Consider the following 17,017-nt stretch of genomic DNA (forward strand, 5'->3'; position numbering starts at 1 on the left):
AATGACTAAATTGCGCTAGGGTAGGTGTGAGACGATTTCTCTGGCTAAACTGTGTTTCCTTCCAGACGACCTGCTATATTACTGAGTTTAGTTACTTTGCTGCTGGCCTCCTTGACTGGCTGCGCCGACAGTCCAGCTGGCAAAAACCTAGAGCAATCTTTGGCAGCAGACCCCAAACTAAAAGATAACGCGATCGCATTTGAGCAATCAGCTACAGATCCAAAAGCTCAGAATCAAACCCTGGCTCAACTCCCATCTGACTTCCCATCAGAAATTCCCCAATATCCCCTAGCTCAACTACAGCAAGTCACGCCACCAACAGCACAATCTGACGGCAACTCCACAACTCGCTGGACTAGCGCCGATCCCGTCAACCTGGTTCAGAACTTTTACCAAAAGCAGTTTCAAGATAGTAATTGGCAATTGCTCAGCCAGCCTACTGTAGATGAAGTAGGCGGCACCTTTGAGGCTCGGCAAAATGACTTGAAAGTCAAGGTTTCCATCCAACCCATTCAGAGTAACGGCACCAATACCGGCAGTTCTAGCGCTACGCCTTCACCCAGTCAAGCGGCTGGCGAACAAAATTCAGGAGCCGCAACGGAACTTACAATAGAGTACGTGCGCGATCGCAGCGACACAGCCGCGCAACCCACCGCCAACGCTACCCCCCTTGCCCCTACCCCTACACCAACCCCTACCGCTCAGCCAACCGCAACTCCTCAAGCAAACAACCCCACCAACACATCTAATTCACTTGTTTTTTCCGACATCAACAAAGCCCCAACCGAATTGCGTTCCCACATTACCGACTTAGCGCAATTAGGAGTACTGGCGCTCAATCCAGGTGGCTCAAAACAAAATTCATCTGCCACCAGCACACAGTTTGAGCCCAACAAACCCATCAGTCACCGCGAGTTTGCCCGTTGGCTGATTGCTACCAATAATCAGATATATGCCAACAATCCCGCCAAACAAATTCGTTTGGCAACAGATTCATCTCAACCGACTTTTCAGGATATACCTCGGACTGACCCCGATTTTCCAGCTATTCAAGGATTAGCTGAAGCTGGTTTGATTCCCAGTCCGCTTTCTGGCGACAGCACAGCGGTGTTATTTCGCCCTGGTGCAGCTCTAACGCGGGAACAGATGCTAGTTTGGAAACTCCCTTTGGATACCCGTCTGGTGTCAACTGCCACTATTGACTCCGTGAAACAAACTTGGGGTTTCCAAGATGTGGCCAAGATTGACCCGAAGGCGTTGCGATCGGTCTTGACAGATTTCCAGAATGGAGATACTTCTAATATTCGCCGGGTTTTTGGTTACACGACCCTATTCCAGCCGAAGAAATCTGTAACTCGCGCTGAGGCAGCAGCAACCCTGTGGTATTTTGGCACTCAGAATGAAGGGATATCCGCTAAGGAAGTTCTGCAAGCAAAACCTCAACAATAAGAATTTTAGATTTCAGATTGAATTTTTCAATCCAAAATCCAAAATCTAAAATCGAATCACTTGTCAAATCCCTTCCTGTTGTAGTAGTTTCGATACTTCTGCATTAAGCAAAGCAACATCAGGATCGCGTTGAATAGCCCTATAGTATCGATTCGGTACAGCCGTTCCCTCTTCCCCAAGCGAAAGCAACTTTCGTGCTTCTTCGAGAAGCTCATTGGCTCGATCCAAGGTTACAGGTTCTTTAGAACTGAGCGTTTCATCAATCTGGACGATAAATTGAGATATAGGGCGCAGCCAACTAAACCATTCATGATCGACGACTAATCGGAAAAATTCACCTTTTGATTGAATTCTTCCGTAAAACTGCTCATAAACAACGCGCTCAGATTCGAGTAGTGCTTTGTGCAGACGAAGCAAAACAGCCCGTACTTGGCGCAGTTGTTGGAGTGTGAATTCTAGAGATGAACTATGGGCTTCCATCAGACAACAGTTGGAGTAAATACTTTTTCTATTTTGCCATCTGGAAGATGGGCTATGGGAAGAGGGGAAATTTACCAATCCAAAATCCAAAATCCAAAATCCAAAATTCTATCAATTAGTGCAAATGGGTAGGGGCGGGTTTAGCCAAAGAGCTTGATTCCTATCGATAAGATTAAAGTCAAAACCCGCCCCTACTCTACAATCTGTAACATTTAGGTATTTGTTTCCAATACCTCGCCAATGCAGCTTTATGTTATAATGGCGATCGAAGAAAATTTTTAAATTATTTAGCCCGAAAATTATGGCAGTAACAACTTTGGATCAAATACTTAAACAGCTTGATACTCTTGAAATAGAAGAACTTAAAGAGCTTAATCAAACAATTCAAAAATATCTTGCAGAACGAGAAGAAACTCTAAATAAATCAGCCTTTCACCAAGCTCTGATTAATTCTGGATTAGTCAAGCAGATTAAGCATCCTGCATATCTAACGAGCGCAGATAGAAAATTAATTCAAATCGAGGGAAAGCCTGTTTCTGAAACTATCATTGAGGAACGGCGTTAAATGGCAATTTACTTCTTAGACAGTAGCGCATTAGTGAAGCGTTATATTAGCGAAATTGGCTCAGCTTGGGTTTTAGGGCTATTCGATCCAACGCTTAAAAATGAGGGATTTATTGCAGCAATAACTGGTGTGGAAATTATTGCTGCAATTACGCGGCGATCGAGCAGTGGAAGTATTAGTATTACAGATGCAACGTTAATACGCAATCAGTTTAAAACAGATTTCCAGAAAGACTATCAAATTATTGAAATTACAGAAACTATAATTAATTCGGGAATGGTATTGTCAGAAACTTACGGATTACGAGGTTATGATGCTATCCAACTAGCTGCTGGTCGTGCAGTCAACTCTCTTTGCATCGCTAATGGATTACCTCCGATTGTTTTTGTCTCCGCAGACAATGAGTTGAATGCAGCAGTTGTTAGTGAGGGGTTGATGATTGAAAATCCTAATAATTACCCCTAGCTGGAACTAATGAGTAAATTAAGAGATGTTAGAAGCTTATCGGTAAGTTAATGAAAAGAACAACTAATTTTAGTTTTAAGATTGGCGATCGCAATTTAGAAAGTTATGCGTTACCTCCTGACGATCCTTTGGGAGAATTCTCTGATTTTGAATTAGGATTACGTCGGTTTTGTTATTATTGCGATCGCCAGCTTGTTGTGGAAATTGGGGATATCAAGTTTGCCGTGTTTTTTGACCCCGATATTTGTATGTTACTAGAAGATTGCTTTCCCGAACAAATTGGGGAATTAGAACAGGGTAAAAGCATCCGTATAGATTTTGCCGAAAGTTATCATATTACCATGATTTTAACGCCGATAGGTGAGGTAGTTAGTTGCCAATTAAGGAAGTTTGGTTATGAGCAGAATTATGATGATTATGAATTGGATAAAAAGCAAGTTTTAGGAGAGTTAAGAAGGTTTTTGGTGGAAGTAATGCAATTGGCGATCGATCGGGATTATGTGACTTTAGAGGATAGGGAAAAGTTTATTGCTCCCGCTTTTCCTGAGAAGGTCAAATCAGTAATAGTGGTGTGATTAAGAAGGCGATCGGCCCCATTGAATCGCACCTCATCCAACCTCTACCAAAAAGCGCTATCCTCAACCATAATTTGTAGGGTGCGTCAGATAGTCAAGTTAATTATCTCATCGATAACTTTTTTGGTTTGATGAAAAATATGAGATAGGCGATCGCACTCAGGGACACAAATTGATGAACGGCTTTAAATGCCAATTTACTGTTAGAATAAAATCGTGCTATAATATTAGATAAGCAGTTAAAAGTATGAGACAATATATAAATTTACCATAGGTTGAGGATAGTCAATAATGCAAGCCTTTGAAGTAATGGGAACAATTGATGAAAAAGGTCAATTGGTTTTAGATAGCCATCTCAATATTCCTGCACCTAAACTGGAAAGATGAAAACTAATTCTCAGCTAGAGCATCAACCTTTAGAATATTATCTCTCTTTAAAATATCCGATGTCTATTTACCCAGAAGACGATGGAGGATATACAGTAATTATTCCCGATCTACCAGGTTGTATGAGTCAGGGAGAAACCTTTGAAGAAGCGCTAGAAAATATTAATGAAGCGAGAGAGTTATGGATAGAAACTGTTTATGATAGTGGGAAAAAAGAAATTCCTTTACCTTCTAAACGAATTGCGATCGCTTGACCTCTCCCCCAACCCCTCTCCTTGCAGGAGAGGGGAGTAAGAATTCTCCCACTTCCCTACAAGGGAAGGGTATCGGGGGGTTAGGTTTTTTGGAGATGTGGGAAAGTGCGATCGCATTCTTTCCATCACTCCTGAGAATTATCCTCAGAATTTGGCAAACCAAGAATTTTACACAAAGCTTTTCCTAACTCTTCTATATAAACATCATCCAGATGACCGATAACTCTAATAATTCTGGATTTGTCTATCACGCGAATCTGTTCGCAAAGCACAACTGAATCTTGACTTGTACCTACTACCGGATTAAGATCGCATAAAACTACATCTCCCCGCGTGACTGTTACCACTGAATCTCTAAGAGCGCCAAACGTTATTCATAATTTTCTAAGTTGGTCAAATAATCAGCAAAGTCTGATTCGGCAATTTCTGGTAATTCCCTGTTGTGTCTCATTAGTAGGAATTCTACGAAATCATTGACTTCCTGTACTAGAGATTCTGGTAGTTGGCGAATTTTGGCTATAGTTTGGTCATGTACAGTCATTATGTCGTACTCCAACATCTGCTGGTATCCCAATTCTAGTATGTGCGATCGCACTCACTTACACAAACAGAAGTTGCAGGTTACAATGGGGAGGTGATATTGCCTACGGCACGCTACGCGAACGCACCGCAATTGTCTATGAACACCACTGACGAGATTCGCCTACAGGTCAAACAATACGTCGATCGATTATCCCCTGAACGATTGCGTGTTGCTGCTGATTTTTTAGCTTATTTGGCAGAAAGCGAAAGTAACGAAGCAACTCAGGAATTGTTAGAAATTCCCGGTTTTGTCGAAGCTTTTGAGCGGGGTAAACAGGATGTTGCTGCTGGAAGGGTAACTGACTGGCGAAAAGTACGAGACGATGTATAGATAGATATTGAAGATAATGTTGCTACTGATGTTGATACCAATAGTGAGGAAGATGAAGGTCGGGTTATTGTGGTTGTAATTGCTCACCGCCGCGAGGTATACGAGTAATTTTTAAGCGATCGCACTACTGGAATGGTGTTAAGAAGCCGATCGCACTCAAGGAAAGTAGCGATAAAACTCTTTACGATGCAGTACCCGGTAAAATATAAACGTTTCGCCATCAAATACAAAACCGATGCGATAGTCACCTAATCGAATTCGATAAGCATTTTCATATCCCTTTAATTTTTTTAAATTTGTCAGAGCGTCAAAGCTTGATGTATGGGGTATTTCTTCAAAAACAAGTGCTTTGATAGATTCAAAAACAGGCGTACTTTTAAGCGCCTTAAGATCTTTCACAAAACTAGGTAAATATTCTATATTCATTCTTTTTCAAGTTCTGCTATTGCTTGCTCCAAGTTGAGGGGAGTTTCGTCTTTTACTTCCATCATCGCACGGAGAAGTCCTTCATCTTCCATCGCTTCGAGGAGACGCTGATAGTCGCTGAAATCGATCACGACTTTACGGACAGTACCTTCAGTGTCAGTTATCAATTCTTTAACAAATGGATAGTCTTCAGCTTTCATCTTGATTATGGCTTTTATAGTTATGTTATTAATGTAGCGCGATCGAGCGAATAACTACAGGTCATCAAAATCATCAGAAATAGAAATGATTCCTTTATCTGTGCCAAATAAAGGAGGGCGTTGAGATTTTGACTTAAGTGAAACTAATTTTAATAATGGTTGTTGATTTTCTGTAATGATGATTTCTTCTCCATTTAAAGCTAAATCGAATAATTCTGATATTTGAGAAATAGCTTGTGTAATTTCTACGGAAGACATAGTGAGCTAGTGGAATGCTATTTTTCGGTAATTATAGCATATAAAATGTCGTATTCACGGGGAAGCGATCGGCCCCATTGAATCGCCTCTCATCCAAACTCTACCAAAAAGCGCTATCCTCAACCATAGTCTATAGGGTGCGTCAGATTGTTAAGTTAATTATCTGATCGATCACTTTTTTGGTTTGATCGAAACTATGAGATAGGCTATTGAATAGGTACTACAATTTTATAAGATACCTTACTACTTTTAGTACCATCAGTTATAGTTCCGAATAATGTGCCTTTAACAAATTCCCCTTTCTGAGTAGGATTAGCGTCTAATTTGATAGTTAAATCTGTACCATCTGTGTTGGTTTTATACTCCTTGACTCCCTCTTTACCCCCAAGCATCAATGTTCCCTCACCTTGAAATCCTTTTCCTAGTTTAATCACCCCTTTCTTATATTCGGAAAATGGCACTTGACTAAGTATAATATTTACCATTCTATTTTCTGATGAAGCTTGTATAAATAGAAAAGGTGAGATTGCTGAACTACCAAGACCCAATATCTGAACCTCTCCCTGATTTAACGTTGCATTTGTAGAAATATCTTGAGATTGATTGCCAATTATTCCTACGGTCCAGTTTGCTCCTACTATTAATATATAAAAAACCAGCAAAACCGGAATCAGACTGACAATGACAGCACCCCAATTACCAGATCAAATATTGATCTGGATGTGTCTAATATAGTCACGTCCGACTTTGATAATGTCTCTACCTGCTTGCTCATTTTGACTCATAAATTAACTGATATACTTTTTTAAGAGTCTGCTAATCCAGCTTTCATGGACTTTTCTTTGGAGATGAAGTAGGATTTAATTGTTGCTGGTTTTGAAATTTAATTTCAATTCCGTTTTGACCTTGCTTAATCCCAACACCCAGCGCCCAAGCCAAAGCTCCAAGTGCCGCAATACCAACAACAACAAATAACATCACATTGTTCGACAGTATACTAACGCTTGTGTTCCGATTTGTATCTCTTCCTGAGTTGGAGATATCTCGTCCAGCCCATTGTTTAGGGCTGTTATCAGGTGGAGTCTTACTCATAAACTATCCTGCTAAAATTTATATGCAACTGTTTTTGGACAACTCATGTTTTGACGAAAATAAAAAACTTCTGGATTAGCTTGTTTTCAATGGATTGAAATATTGAAAATGAGCCATTTTTTTGGGCGAAGAGTGTTTCGTTAATTGATTTACAATCTGTAAAATGAAGGCGCAAGCGCAAGAGATCAAGAATTTATTTACAAATCGCGCATATAAAAATTTCGTATAGTTTTTCCTTCCTCTTCTAACAAAGATGTTAATTCTTGTCTAATAAATTCAATAATTTCGAGAAGAGCTTCCCTAATTGCATCAGGATCTTCATCCAAACCTGCATCCATAAGCTGATTCCATCGCTTCTCTAGATGTTTACGAAGCGTCCTAGAATATGGTGAAGATGAACCATGATTTTTTCTATGAAATTCATCAGGTAGAGGCATTAAGTTTTCATTACCATCTTTCTTCAAAACACCATATCTTTCCGCTCTTATGGTTAGTTCGCACTGATCCCAAAGATCGTGTAGAATGATATGGTGATTGTTATATCCTCCCCCTAGTGATGGTTGTTTTTTAGGTTGAAGTCGTTGGATCGCTTCTGACGCTTCTTTATTAGGTGCGAGGTAAGCTAGATCCTCAAAATCTATCTGCTTGTTATATACAATCCTCCCTTGAATTGGATCTTTGATAATAAATTCTCCTGTTGACCCATCATACATCACCAAATAATCACCAGCCTTAATATTGTATTTATTACAAATTGGTGCGGGAATATGCCATCTACTCCACTGTCTGATACCCATTAGATCACCTCAACTCAAAACCTAGTAGTTTTAGAATCAGCATAAATAAAATTTCCATTTCATCATCATTGAGTGCATTTCTTAATTCAGAACGTAATCCGGAACGATCTAGCTCTTGAAGTTTTTTAATAACTTTCTTTTCTTCCGGCTTTATTTTATTACTTTTTTCAATCTCTTTAAGCTGTTTATCAAACTCTTTTAGTAACTCTTCGGCTTTCATATTTTTAAGTTCCTGCCGAAATTTTTGAGGATCTATTTTAGAAGATTTGGGGTGACGAACCATTCTGGGAGGTTGTGGTAATCTAATGCCTCCAAATCCCAAAACAAAACCGATGAGCGCAAAACTCAACACAAAACCTATCACTAAATAAGTTACAATTGGATAAAACAACCAGTACCAGCCCGGATACTCAGAACTACGTCCTCGAACAGAATCTAGTCCTAGACCAAATAAACCAAATAAACAAAAAACAATGGGTATTGCTATTAATGATTCAATGTCTATCGGGTATCCTAACATTAAAGATCTGATAGCCATAATTAATGTTAAAATTACCCCTAAACTAATCCAACTGTAAAATACTCTTGGCCGAAAGCTGAAAGTTTCAGTCATTGGGCCAGGAGTCACAAAAGTTAGAATTTTTTCCCACATAAATAATTAGGGTTTTTTAAGTGACTGTTGAGAATCAGATACTTTTACTGTTTCTGATCAGACTTTACATTGCCTTGTCTGAACACTGCCACCTAAAAAAACTTCATTTCCTTCCCTCTTTTGTTAAGAAATTTTAAGAAAAACCCTTGAAAACCCTCGATAATCTTGCCTGAGACTAAGCTATAATGGCTAAAACCATCACTATATCTAGTTTTTATGACTGTAACAGAAATTTTACAATGGGTGGATCAGTTAGTCTTCACGCAAACAGGAAACCACCTCAATAACTTACAAAAGAATGTAGTTCAAGGAATTTGGCAAGGTAGAACTTACGCTGAAATGGCAAAAGAGTTTGGCTATGATAGTGAAAATCATATCGGCAATGTTAGCCGTGAATTATATAAAATTTTATCTGAACAATTGGGAGAAGATCTTAATAAATCAAATTTTCGTTCGACAATAGAGAGATTAAAAGATTCGTTTAATTCGCCTAATTCGTCACAGGTAGTTTGCATAGGCATCAATAGTAGTTTTAATGTATGTCCATTAAATAAAAAAATTGATAGGCGTTCTGATAAAGACAATGAATCCAATTTGGCAGAAAAACCTGTTCACGACTTAACCCTAGCACCCAAAATCACCCATTTCTACGATCGCACTCTCGAACTCCAAACCCTATCCCACTGGTTAACCACCCAAAACCCCCGCCTCATCTCGGTTTTAGGACTCAGTGGAATTGGTAAAACCACCCTAGTTAAACAGTTTGTTGACCTAAATCTACCACAATTTGATGTAATCATCTGGAAAAGTATCAAACTATCCAATTCTTTAGATACCATTATAACTGAAATTTTAACATTTATTAATCCCGATTCTATTCAAAATGACAATAAATTAACTCAATTATTCAACCTTTTACGCCAGCAAAAATGTTTAATCATCTTTGATGATGTGCAAGAACTATTTACTAGCGGACAATTTGCGGGACAATACAAAACTGAATATAAAGACTACAAAAGCTTTTTCACAAAAATGATAGAGATTGAGCATCAAAGTAGTTTAATCTTAATCGGTCAAGAACAATGCCAAGAAATGCTCTGCTTAGATGAAGAATTATATCCTGTTAAGTGCTTGGAATTAGAAGGTGTAGATAATAACGAAATTCTGAAAAACCTTAAATTAAAAGATGAGGAAACTTGGCCAAACCTAATTAATTTATATGAAGGTAATCCCGTTTATTTAAAGGATATTGCCAGTTTAATTAGGAATATTTTTCTGGGTAAAGTATCTGAATTTTTAAAAGAAGATTGTTTACTGTTGACAGAAGATATTAAATTTCGTCTCAATGAATTATTCGATAGATTATCCCCGATAGAACAACAGATTGTTGTAGAATTAAGTAAATTTAATCAACCCGTGTCAAGAGAAGATTTAAGGCAAGCTTTATCCTTGTCGTCAATGGACTTGATAAATGGTTTACAATCTTTGAGCAAACGCTATTTACTCAAAACAATAGAAGGCGAGAAAATTTCCTTTAATTTATCTCCTGTTTTTAGGGAATATGTTATAACTTGTTGCCAAGATGGATAGTTGTTTAAGCAGGAGAAAATTCAGTTTTGTCTATTCTAATAGATTTTGAAGTGGGGAATGTGGGTTAATAAATCTTTTGGCTATTTTTTCCGATCCCTCTTCCCGTTCGGCTGAGCGCTCACGTCGAAGCCTAGCCCCTAGCCCCATCTCCGGCTATTGCTAAGGCATTTACACTGTCATCGCTGATCAGATGCCCATCTTCCATATAGATAATGCGATCGGCTATATCCAAAATGCGGTTGTCGTGTGTTACCAGCAAAATTGTGCAACCTTGTTCTTTTGCTAATTTCTGCATCAACTCTACCACATCCCGTCCCGATTTTTTATCGAGGGCGGCGGTAGGTTCGTCTGCAAGTACAATTTTAGGTTGACCTACCAAAGCACGCGCGATCGCTACTCGTTGTTTTTGTCCTCCTGAAAGGTCATCTGGATAGTAATTGATGCGATTTCCCAATCCGACTGCTTCTAGCATTTTTTTTGCGCGATCGATCATTTCTGCTGGTGGAATTTTCGGCTGTACTTCCAAACCCATTCGCACGTTTTGCACTACAGTTAAACTTCCGTGCAGGTTATGCGCTTGAAAGATATAACCGTTGTGGCGTCGCGCTTCTGTTAATTGTTTTTCATTTGCACCGCAAAGTTCTCTTCCTAACACTTGCAAACTTCCTTCTTGGGCAGAACGCAATCCACCCACCAAGGTTAGCAATGTAGTTTTGCCGGAACCAGAAGGGCCAGTCATAATGATTATTTCACCAGTATTTATATCCAAGTTGATATCAAATAACGCTTGCTTGCGGACTTGACCTTTACCAAAGTAATGGTTGAGATTTTGAACGGAAATTACTGAAGACATGGTAAGTTTACTTACGTTATAGGTTGTTTTTTACCACAGATGAAGAAGGATGAACGCAGATGAACACAGATAAGATTGAGTTGGGAAGTTCTGGCTTTAGAACATATCGGTGTTGAGCGCAAATAATGCTTGTTTGCGGACTTGACCTTTACCAAAGTAATGGTTGAGATTTTGAACGGAAATTACTGAAGACATGGTGATTTTACTTACGTTATAGGTTGGTTTTTTACCACAGATGAAGAGGGATGAACGCAGATGAACACAGATAAGATTGGGTTGGGAAGTTCTGGCTTTAGAACATATCGGCTGGATCGGCAGATTGTAATTTGCCTGTGGCGATCGCACCTGAAATTACACACATGATCGCGGTTAATGATAAAACCATGACGGCACGCGCTAAGGTCATGTAAATTGGTAAGTTGGTCGCATTTCTAGCTAAGTTATAAAGTCCTAAAGGTACTACGAAACCTGGTATGAAACCGAGGACTGCTAAAATGATTGCTTCTTCAAAAATTACCCCTAGCAGATATGAATTGTGATAGCCCATTGCTTTGAAGGTGGCGTATTCTTTGATGTGGGCATTTACATCGGTGGAAAGAACTTGATAAACGATAATCACACCAACAATAAACCCCATTGTTACTCCCAAACCGAAAATAAAACCGATGGGACTTCCACTTTTCCAATAGTCTTCTTCAAATTTGATGAATTCCTCACGGGTTAGCACTTTTACGTCATCGGGGAGGTAGGCTTTTAATGCAGTCGCTACTTGAGATGAATCTGCGCCAGGTTCAGTATAAATTAAGCCCAGATTGACACTTCCAGCTTGTCGTTTGGGAAATAGTCGTAAAAAATTCTCATCGCTGGAAATTATGGTGCCATCAGCACCAAAGGAAGCCCCTAATTGAAATAAGCCACTAATGGAGATTGTTCTTTTATCTATTTCCGTGGTAACTTCTCCACCTGCCTCGATTTTGTCAAACACCTGTTGATAATCGCCTCTTGCGCCTTTATCAAATAGGAAGGTATCCGGTAGCTGAATCTTATTGAGTTGGGCGTTAACTTCTGGGATGTCTAAAGCTGGTTGTTCGGTGTTAAAAGCAATGACTTGGACGATCGTCTTTTTGCGTGTCTGGGGATTCTTCCAACTAACCGTGTTGATATACATGGCGTCGGCAGACTTCACTCCTTGTATATCGGAAGCTTGGTACAGTCGTCGCCGGGAAAAGGTGGATAAACTTTGAGAGTTACGCGCTTGCGGACTCATGAGAACTATGTCTGCAAGTATGGCGCGGTTGAGGCGGGTGTTGCTGTCGTACAGGGCGTTCTGAAATCCCAGCTGCATGAACATTAGGACATCGGCAAAGGCAATACCCGACAAGGCTACTAAAAGACGGCTTCTATGGCGACTGAGTTGCAACCATCCCAGGGGTGTACGTCGCCGCAGTTCATTGATAAATCCAATCATATTGGTAGGGGCTAGGGGCTAGGGGCTAGGGGCTAGGGAAGAGGGAAGAGAAAAGAAGGGTCTAGAATCAAGGGTTTGGTGGAATTAAGAACGTCCTAACTGACTTTCATGGTTTGCTATAGTTCGATCGTCGTTTTGACTTGTAAGTTGGTGAATTTGGCAGTTGTCTGGCTTGATTCTTCATCTAGGCGAATGTGGACTTCCACGACTCTGGAGTCAATATTTTCGCTGGGGTCGCTGTTGATCACGTTTTGACGTTCTATTTGCCAGCCGATGCGATCGACTTTGCCATGTATCTCGCTTGGCAAAGAACTGCTGGATATCCGCACTTTTTGCCCCAATTGGATTTTGCTGACATCGCTTTGGTAAACCTCTGCAACTGCCATCATTTGGCTAACTTGTCCCATCTCGACGATGCCATCATTGGATACGGTTTCGCCAGAACGAGTATGTATTTTGAAAATTACGCCGTCTTGAGGCGATTTGACGTAAGCTTGCTCTAAATTTGTCAAAGCTTCTTTCTCGGCTGCAACTGCTTGCCTTAGTTCGGCTTTTGCTGCTGCTACATCTACCGGACGCACTTCGGCAATTTTGTTGAGTGTGGCTTGTGCGGAATTAATTTGTTGGCTACCAGTGGATTGAATGCGGGCCAGAACTGCTTTGGCTTCGTTAATTTGCTTGCTTCCGGTGACGGTAATTCGTTCCAGGTTGGCTTTAGCTTCGCCGATTTGCTTTGCCCCTGTGGCGTCGGTTCTCGTCAGAATTGCTTTGGCTTCGCTTAATTGCTGGGTAAAGGTGTCTACATTTAAACGTTTGCTTTCAAATAATGATTGCGCGATCGCACCCTCTTTATACAATTGTTCGTAACGGCGATATTCCGATCGGGCGTTATTGAGTTCCGCTTCCAGTCTCTTGATGGTTGCCTGTTGCGCCCTTTTATCGCCTTCGGACTGCGCTTCTAACCTCGCCAATGTCGCCTGCTGTACTGCTTTTTCACCTTGCCACTGCGCCTCTAACCTTGCCAGAGTTTCTCGTTGCGCCCTTTCGTCACCTAGCGACTGTGCTTGTGTCCGCGCAATCTCGGCTTTTTGTGCTTCTATCTCCCCAAGCTTTGCACCTGCTTGCACTTTCGCCAGATTAGCTTGGGCGACTTGCACTCCTTCTTTGGCTTTCTCGGATGCTGCTTGCAGGCGATCGCGATTATCCAAAATCGCAATAACTTGTCCTGCTTTTATACTATCTCCCTCTTTTACCAGCAGTTTTTCTACCCGACTCCCTTGGCTTTGCGCTGGCGCGGAAAGTTTTATCACTTCTCCCGCCGGTTCGAGTCTGCCTAATGCCGTCACTGTCTTCACTTGGGGTACAACTACCTGAGATACAAGGCTTGCAGGTTCCGATTGCGGTAACTCTAAGTTGAAGACTCGCGCTGCTGTTATCCCCATAATGCCAATACTTCCTGCTATTCCAAGTATTACAAACTGGCGGGGGATAGGTTTGAGGAATAGGGAATCCTTAACCGTTGCATTGCTTACCATAAGCTTCCTTCTGGGTGAGATGGGTAAACTAAACGATTTAGTTTACTCATTCAAAACTAAACGATACAGTTTAGTTTGTCAAGGGGTATGCTTGAGAGTGCAGAGTAGCAAGCGAAAAACAAGAAAGATGAAAAAGGCAGATGGCGATCGCTCAGGACGTCCCCAGTCAGCAGATAAAGTCGAAGCCATCCTCAAAGGTGCGATGCAAGAGTTTTTAGAGCATGGCTATGCTGCTACCACGATGGACAAGGTAACAGCAGCGGCTGGTGTATCCAAAACTACGGTGTATAGCTACTTCCAAGATAAGGAAAGCTTGTTCGCCGCCCTGATTGAGCAATTGACGCAAAATGAATTTCAGGTCGCGTTTAATCCCGAAGATCCAAAATCCTGGTCAGGAGAACCCGCTGAGGTTCTGCGACGCTTAGCCACAAATATTGTCAAAACCGTAAAGAACAAGCACGAACTGCGAGACTTAGTAAGACTGATTATTGGCGAATCAGGTCGTTTTCCCGTACTAGCTCAAATTTTTGTTCGTAACGTAGATAAAAAGATTTTTCAGCATCTCCTTAAATACCTGAAGTCTCATGAGGAAATGGGATTACCCGATCCAGAAGCAGCAGCGCGAGTGTTTATCGGTACATTAGTGCATTTTGTGATTATTCAGGATATGCTCCACGCGAAGGAGATTATGCCGATGGAAAGCGATCGCCTGATTGACACTTTGATTTTCTTGTTTACTGTCGATCGCCAAGAAAAACCACCCGATCCCTATTCCGGTACCAGGCAGAAATCCTCTCGCCGCAAGCGTTCCGCTTCTGGTAAGTTTGAACAGGACTATCAAAGCGAACCAAAACGCTTGCGGTCAATTCGCCTCACAGATACAGCTTGGGAACAACTGGCGGCTCTAGCTCATAAAAATCAGTTGACTCGCAGTGAAGCGATCGAAATCTTCGCTCGCAATGGGGAAGAGGGCTAGTGCCGCTACGCGGAAGTCAAAAGTCAAAAGTCAAAAGTCAAAAATCCTTTGGTGTCAGGCATTTAACTACTTCTTCCCTGGTGGGTTATTTCTGCCGCGCTGCACTAGAGCGCCAGTCCAGTAGAATAAATTGACAGAAAGGACAAAATATGTATTGTGTAGGGGCGTTCGCGCAGCGTGCCGTAGGCATTAGCATTCGGGCCACAGTCGATTGCGATCGGCAACAATTTTTTTGCCCGAATGCTTCGCCCTGCCGAGGTCTGTGGAAATAATCACGTTTAGTTTATTTTGTCAAATACTTCTACTGGACTGGCGCTCTAGGGACTAGGGAAGAGAAAAGAGGGAGAAGATTGAAATTAAATCTAAAATCTAAAATCTAAAATCTAAAATTTCTCTCTTTCCCTAACCCCTAGCACCTAGAGATGAAGCCTTCGCGGCAGAATGCAGCAGCAAACCATACTCCAAACCTTCTACCACCGCCTGATAAGAAGCTTCCAAAATATTGGTGGAAACTCCCACGGTTGTCCAACGTTGATGACCGTTGCTAGACTCAATCAAAACGCGAGTTTTCGCCGCAGTACCGCTGTCTCCGTTCAGAATCCGCACCTTATAATCTGTGAGGTAAAACTCTGCGATCGCCGGATAGAAATTCACCAAAGCTTTGCGTAGAGAGGCATCCAAGGCGGCAACAGGCCCATTTCCTTCAGCCGCTTCCAAAATATCTTTGCCATTCACAGACACTTTGATAGTAGCTAGCGCATAAGGAAGGCAGTCTTTTTCGCGATCGCAGGCAACAATATCACAATGTACTCGAAAACCTTTGAGTTCAAAAAACTGCTGTCGTTGCCCTAAAGCTTCGCGCATAAGCAAATCGAAACTAGCTTCTGCGGCCTCAAATTGATAACCTTCATTCTCCAACTTTTTGAGGCGCTGGAGAATTTGACGACAAGTTGGGTTTTGCTTATCTAGGTCGATGCCAAAACTGCGGGCTTTTGCTAAAACATTACTCAGTCCAGCTTGGTCAGAAATAACGATGCGGCGACGGTTGCCCACCTGTTCCGGCTCAAGGTGTTCGTAAGTCAGGGGATTGCGCTCAACAGCGCTAACATGGATGCCACCTTTATGAGCAAAAGCAGAAAGTCCTACAAAAGCTGCGTGTTCGTCGGGTGCTAAATTGGCGATTTCGCTGATAAACCGACTGGCTTGAGTTAGCTGTTTTAGTTGCTCATCTTTAATACAGGAATACCCTAACTTTAGTTGCAAATTGGGAATCAGAGAACAAAGATTCGCATTGCCGCAGCGTTCGCCGTAGCCATTGATGGTGCCTTGAACCATTCTGACACCTTCCATCACGGCAGCTAGAGCGTTGGCAACGGCTGTGTCTGAGTCGTTGTGGGTGTGAATACCCAGCTGGATTTTGGATTTTGGATTTTGGATTTTGGATTGAGAAATGTCGCCATCTACGATCGCACTAGCCACATCTCGAACAATCTGGGCAATTTCGTGGGGGAGGGTGCCGCCATTGGTGTCGCAGAAGACTAGCCATTCAGCACCAGCTGCGATCGCACTTTCCAATGTCTTCAAAGCATAAGCTGGATTGTGCTTGTACCCATCAAACCAATGTTCGGCATCGTAGATCACCCGCCGTCCCTGACTGCGGAGATATTCGATCGTATCCCCGATCATTGCCAAATTCTCTTCTAAACTGGTCTTCAAACTCTCTGTGACGTGCATATCCCAGGATTTGCCAAAAATAGTCACCCAGCGAGTCCCAGCCGCCAAAATCGCTTGCAGCATGGAATCCTCAGCGGCAGTTGTTCCCGGTCGTCGCGTCGAGCAAAAAGCTACCACTTCCGCTTGAATCAGGGGTTCTTCTTTCAGTTTCCAGAAAAATTGCACATCCTTCGGATTCGCCCCTGGCCATCCTCCTTCAATAAAAGGAATTCCCAGCCGGTCTAGTTGGTGGGCAATTCGCAATTTATCTTCTAAAGATAGAGACAATCCTTCGCGCTGAGCGCCGTCTCGGAGAGTTGTATCGTAAATCCAAATTTTCTGGCTAGATGTGTCAGGGGTCATAGAGAG

At 41.7% G+C, this 17,017-nt stretch carries 22 protein-coding genes; 8 read left to right on the forward strand and 14 right to left on the reverse strand.

The features are described 5' to 3' along the window. Positions 1-51 precede the first annotated feature (51 nt). Positions 52-1,449 (forward strand): S-layer homology domain-containing protein, encoded by a 1,398-nt coding sequence (locus LAY57_RS00230; protein WP_249064261.1) that lies wholly within the window; start codon positions 52-54, stop codon positions 1,447-1,449. 63 nt (positions 1,450-1,512) lie between these two features. On the opposite strand, the gene LAY57_RS00235 is transcribed toward LAY57_RS00230, so the two are convergent. Beyond that, positions 1,513-1,929 carry a hypothetical protein gene (locus LAY57_RS00235; RefSeq protein WP_249064262.1) on the reverse strand — a complete coding sequence of 139 codons (417 nt, stop codon included), beginning with the start codon at positions 1,927-1,929 and terminating at the stop codon, positions 1,513-1,515. 301 nt (positions 1,930-2,230) lie between these two features. Here LAY57_RS00235 and LAY57_RS00240 point away from each other — a divergent pair, with 301 nt between their 5' ends. The 4 genes from LAY57_RS00240 to LAY57_RS00255 all read left to right on the forward strand — a co-directional run bounded on the left by LAY57_RS00240 (position 2,231) and on the right by LAY57_RS00255 (position 4,175). Next, positions 2,231-2,494 (forward strand): hypothetical protein, encoded by a 264-nt coding sequence (locus tag LAY57_RS00240; RefSeq protein ID WP_249064263.1) that lies wholly within the window; start codon positions 2,231-2,233, stop codon positions 2,492-2,494. Further along, positions 2,495-2,959 (forward strand): type II toxin-antitoxin system VapC family toxin, encoded by a 465-nt coding sequence (locus LAY57_RS00245; protein ID WP_249064264.1) that lies wholly within the window; start codon positions 2,495-2,497, stop codon positions 2,957-2,959. A 50-nt stretch (positions 2,960-3,009) separates the two neighbouring features. Continuing rightward, the gene (locus tag LAY57_RS00250; RefSeq protein ID WP_249064265.1) at positions 3,010-3,534 is read left to right on the forward strand and encodes a hypothetical protein; all 525 of its coding nucleotides are present in this window, start codon (positions 3,010-3,012) and stop codon (positions 3,532-3,534) included. A gap of 383 nt (positions 3,535-3,917) precedes the next feature. Further along, the gene (locus LAY57_RS00255; protein ID WP_249064266.1) at positions 3,918-4,175 is read left to right on the forward strand and encodes a type II toxin-antitoxin system HicB family antitoxin; all 258 of its coding nucleotides are present in this window, start codon (positions 3,918-3,920) and stop codon (positions 4,173-4,175) included. Between the two features lie 125 nt (positions 4,176-4,300). Here LAY57_RS00255 and LAY57_RS00260 read toward each other — a convergent pair whose 3' ends face one another. Continuing rightward, entirely contained in the window at positions 4,301-4,522 is a 222-nt protein-coding gene (locus tag LAY57_RS00260) for a type II toxin-antitoxin system PemK/MazF family toxin (protein WP_249064267.1), read from the reverse strand. Between the two features lie 23 nt (positions 4,523-4,545). Further along, a complete protein-coding gene (locus LAY57_RS00265; RefSeq protein ID WP_249064268.1) occupies positions 4,546-4,716 on the reverse strand; it encodes a DUF2281 domain-containing protein in 171 nt (56 codons plus the stop codon). 42 nt (positions 4,717-4,758) lie between these two features. Here LAY57_RS00265 and LAY57_RS00270 point away from each other — a divergent pair, with 42 nt between their 5' ends. After that, positions 4,759-5,088 (forward strand): hypothetical protein, encoded by a 330-nt coding sequence (locus tag LAY57_RS00270; protein WP_249064269.1) that lies wholly within the window; start codon positions 4,759-4,761, stop codon positions 5,086-5,088. Between the two features lie 156 nt (positions 5,089-5,244). On the opposite strand, the gene LAY57_RS00275 is transcribed toward LAY57_RS00270, so the two are convergent. From LAY57_RS00275 to LAY57_RS00305, 7 genes are all read right to left on the reverse strand, one after another. Beyond that, on the reverse strand, positions 5,245-5,514 hold the full coding sequence (locus LAY57_RS00275; RefSeq protein ID WP_249064270.1) for a type II toxin-antitoxin system RelE family toxin: 270 nt from the start codon (positions 5,512-5,514) through the stop codon (positions 5,245-5,247). After that, positions 5,511-5,714: a RelB antitoxin-like protein gene (locus LAY57_RS00280; RefSeq protein WP_249064271.1), complete on the reverse strand. Its 204-nt coding sequence runs from the start codon at positions 5,712-5,714 to the stop codon at positions 5,511-5,513. The genes LAY57_RS00275 and LAY57_RS00280 overlap by 4 nt, the downstream gene beginning before the upstream one ends. Before the next feature lie 54 nt (positions 5,715-5,768). Beyond that, a complete protein-coding gene (locus LAY57_RS00285) occupies positions 5,769-5,972 on the reverse strand; it encodes a type II toxin-antitoxin system Phd/YefM family antitoxin (RefSeq protein ID WP_249064272.1) in 204 nt (67 codons plus the stop codon). Between the two features lie 206 nt (positions 5,973-6,178). Further along, on the reverse strand, positions 6,179-6,634 hold the full coding sequence (locus LAY57_RS00290; RefSeq protein WP_249064273.1) for a hypothetical protein: 456 nt from the start codon (positions 6,632-6,634) through the stop codon (positions 6,179-6,181). 166 nt (positions 6,635-6,800) lie between these two features. Next, a complete protein-coding gene (locus tag LAY57_RS00295; RefSeq protein ID WP_249064274.1) occupies positions 6,801-7,064 on the reverse strand; it encodes a hypothetical protein in 264 nt (87 codons plus the stop codon). Positions 7,065-7,261: 197 nt separating this feature from the next. Next, entirely contained in the window at positions 7,262-7,861 is a 600-nt protein-coding gene (locus LAY57_RS00300; RefSeq protein ID WP_249064275.1) for an AHH domain-containing protein, read from the reverse strand. Between the two features lie 4 nt (positions 7,862-7,865). Next, on the reverse strand, positions 7,866-8,513 hold the full coding sequence (locus tag LAY57_RS00305; protein WP_249064276.1) for a hypothetical protein: 648 nt from the start codon (positions 8,511-8,513) through the stop codon (positions 7,866-7,868). 216 nt (positions 8,514-8,729) lie between these two features. Between LAY57_RS00305 and LAY57_RS00310 the strand changes: the two genes are divergently transcribed. Further along, positions 8,730-10,103, forward strand: a complete 1,374-nt coding sequence (locus tag LAY57_RS00310) for a helix-turn-helix domain-containing protein (protein ID WP_249064277.1) — start codon at positions 8,730-8,732, stop codon at positions 10,101-10,103. Positions 10,104-10,233: 130 nt separating this feature from the next. On the opposite strand, the gene LAY57_RS00315 is transcribed toward LAY57_RS00310, so the two are convergent. The 3 genes from LAY57_RS00315 to LAY57_RS00325 all read right to left on the reverse strand — a co-directional run bounded on the left by LAY57_RS00315 (position 10,234) and on the right by LAY57_RS00325 (position 13,959). Continuing rightward, positions 10,234-10,956, reverse strand: coding sequence for a DevA family ABC transporter ATP-binding protein (locus LAY57_RS00315; protein WP_249064278.1), 723 nt, complete (start codon positions 10,954-10,956; stop codon positions 10,234-10,236). A 292-nt stretch (positions 10,957-11,248) separates the two neighbouring features. Then, on the reverse strand, positions 11,249-12,424 hold the full coding sequence (devC, locus tag LAY57_RS00320; RefSeq protein ID WP_249064279.1) for an ABC transporter permease DevC: 1,176 nt from the start codon (positions 12,422-12,424) through the stop codon (positions 11,249-11,251). A gap of 116 nt (positions 12,425-12,540) precedes the next feature. Further along, entirely contained in the window at positions 12,541-13,959 is a 1,419-nt protein-coding gene (locus tag LAY57_RS00325; protein ID WP_249064280.1) for an HlyD family efflux transporter periplasmic adaptor subunit, read from the reverse strand. Between the two features lie 127 nt (positions 13,960-14,086). Here LAY57_RS00325 and LAY57_RS00330 point away from each other — a divergent pair, with 127 nt between their 5' ends. Beyond that, the gene (locus LAY57_RS00330; RefSeq protein ID WP_249064281.1) at positions 14,087-14,935 is read left to right on the forward strand and encodes a TetR/AcrR family transcriptional regulator; all 849 of its coding nucleotides are present in this window, start codon (positions 14,087-14,089) and stop codon (positions 14,933-14,935) included. A gap of 402 nt (positions 14,936-15,337) precedes the next feature. On the opposite strand, the gene cimA is transcribed toward LAY57_RS00330, so the two are convergent. After that, a complete protein-coding gene (gene cimA / locus LAY57_RS00335) occupies positions 15,338-17,011 on the reverse strand; it encodes a citramalate synthase (RefSeq protein WP_249064282.1) in 1,674 nt (557 codons plus the stop codon). Positions 17,012-17,017: the final 6 nt, after the last annotated feature.

It is taken from the genome of Argonema antarcticum A004/B2 (genome assembly GCF_023333585.1).
In the GTDB taxonomy this organism is placed as follows: domain Bacteria; phylum Cyanobacteriota; class Cyanobacteriia; order Cyanobacteriales; family Aerosakkonemataceae; genus Argonema; species Argonema antarcticum.

Coding starts and splice junctions, on each gene's coding strand:
- LAY57_RS00240 (WP_249064263.1), top strand. CDS start 2,231: ATGGCAGTAACAACTTTGGATCAAATACTTAAACAGCTTGATACTCTT.
- LAY57_RS00325 (WP_249064280.1), bottom strand. CDS start 13,959: ATGGTAAGCAATGCAACGGTTAAGGATTCCCTATTCCTCAAACCTATC.
- LAY57_RS00265 (WP_249064268.1), bottom strand. CDS start 4,716: ATGACTGTACATGACCAAACTATAGCCAAAATTCGCCAACTACCAGAA.
- LAY57_RS00250 (WP_249064265.1), top strand. CDS start 3,010: ATGAAAAGAACAACTAATTTTAGTTTTAAGATTGGCGATCGCAATTTA.
- LAY57_RS00255 (WP_249064266.1), top strand. CDS start 3,918: ATGAAAACTAATTCTCAGCTAGAGCATCAACCTTTAGAATATTATCTC.
- LAY57_RS00315 (WP_249064278.1), bottom strand. CDS start 10,956: ATGTCTTCAGTAATTTCCGTTCAAAATCTCAACCATTACTTTGGTAAA.
- LAY57_RS00245 (WP_249064264.1), top strand. CDS start 2,495: ATGGCAATTTACTTCTTAGACAGTAGCGCATTAGTGAAGCGTTATATT.
- LAY57_RS00305 (WP_249064276.1), bottom strand. CDS start 8,513: ATGTGGGAAAAAATTCTAACTTTTGTGACTCCTGGCCCAATGACTGAA.
- cimA (WP_249064282.1), bottom strand. CDS start 17,011: ATGACCCCTGACACATCTAGCCAGAAAATTTGGATTTACGATACAACT.
- LAY57_RS00310 (WP_249064277.1), top strand. CDS start 8,730: ATGACTGTAACAGAAATTTTACAATGGGTGGATCAGTTAGTCTTCACG.
- LAY57_RS00285 (WP_249064272.1), bottom strand. CDS start 5,972: ATGTCTTCCGTAGAAATTACACAAGCTATTTCTCAAATATCAGAATTA.
- LAY57_RS00275 (WP_249064270.1), bottom strand. CDS start 5,514: ATGAATATAGAATATTTACCTAGTTTTGTGAAAGATCTTAAGGCGCTT.
- LAY57_RS00235 (WP_249064262.1), bottom strand. CDS start 1,929: ATGGAAGCCCATAGTTCATCTCTAGAATTCACACTCCAACAACTGCGC.
- LAY57_RS00280 (WP_249064271.1), bottom strand. CDS start 5,714: ATGAAAGCTGAAGACTATCCATTTGTTAAAGAATTGATAACTGACACT.
- devC (WP_249064279.1), bottom strand. CDS start 12,424: ATGATTGGATTTATCAATGAACTGCGGCGACGTACACCCCTGGGATGG.
- LAY57_RS00300 (WP_249064275.1), bottom strand. CDS start 7,861: ATGGGTATCAGACAGTGGAGTAGATGGCATATTCCCGCACCAATTTGT.
- LAY57_RS00330 (WP_249064281.1), top strand. CDS start 14,087: ATGAAAAAGGCAGATGGCGATCGCTCAGGACGTCCCCAGTCAGCAGAT.
- LAY57_RS00295 (WP_249064274.1), bottom strand. CDS start 7,064: ATGAGTAAGACTCCACCTGATAACAGCCCTAAACAATGGGCTGGACGA.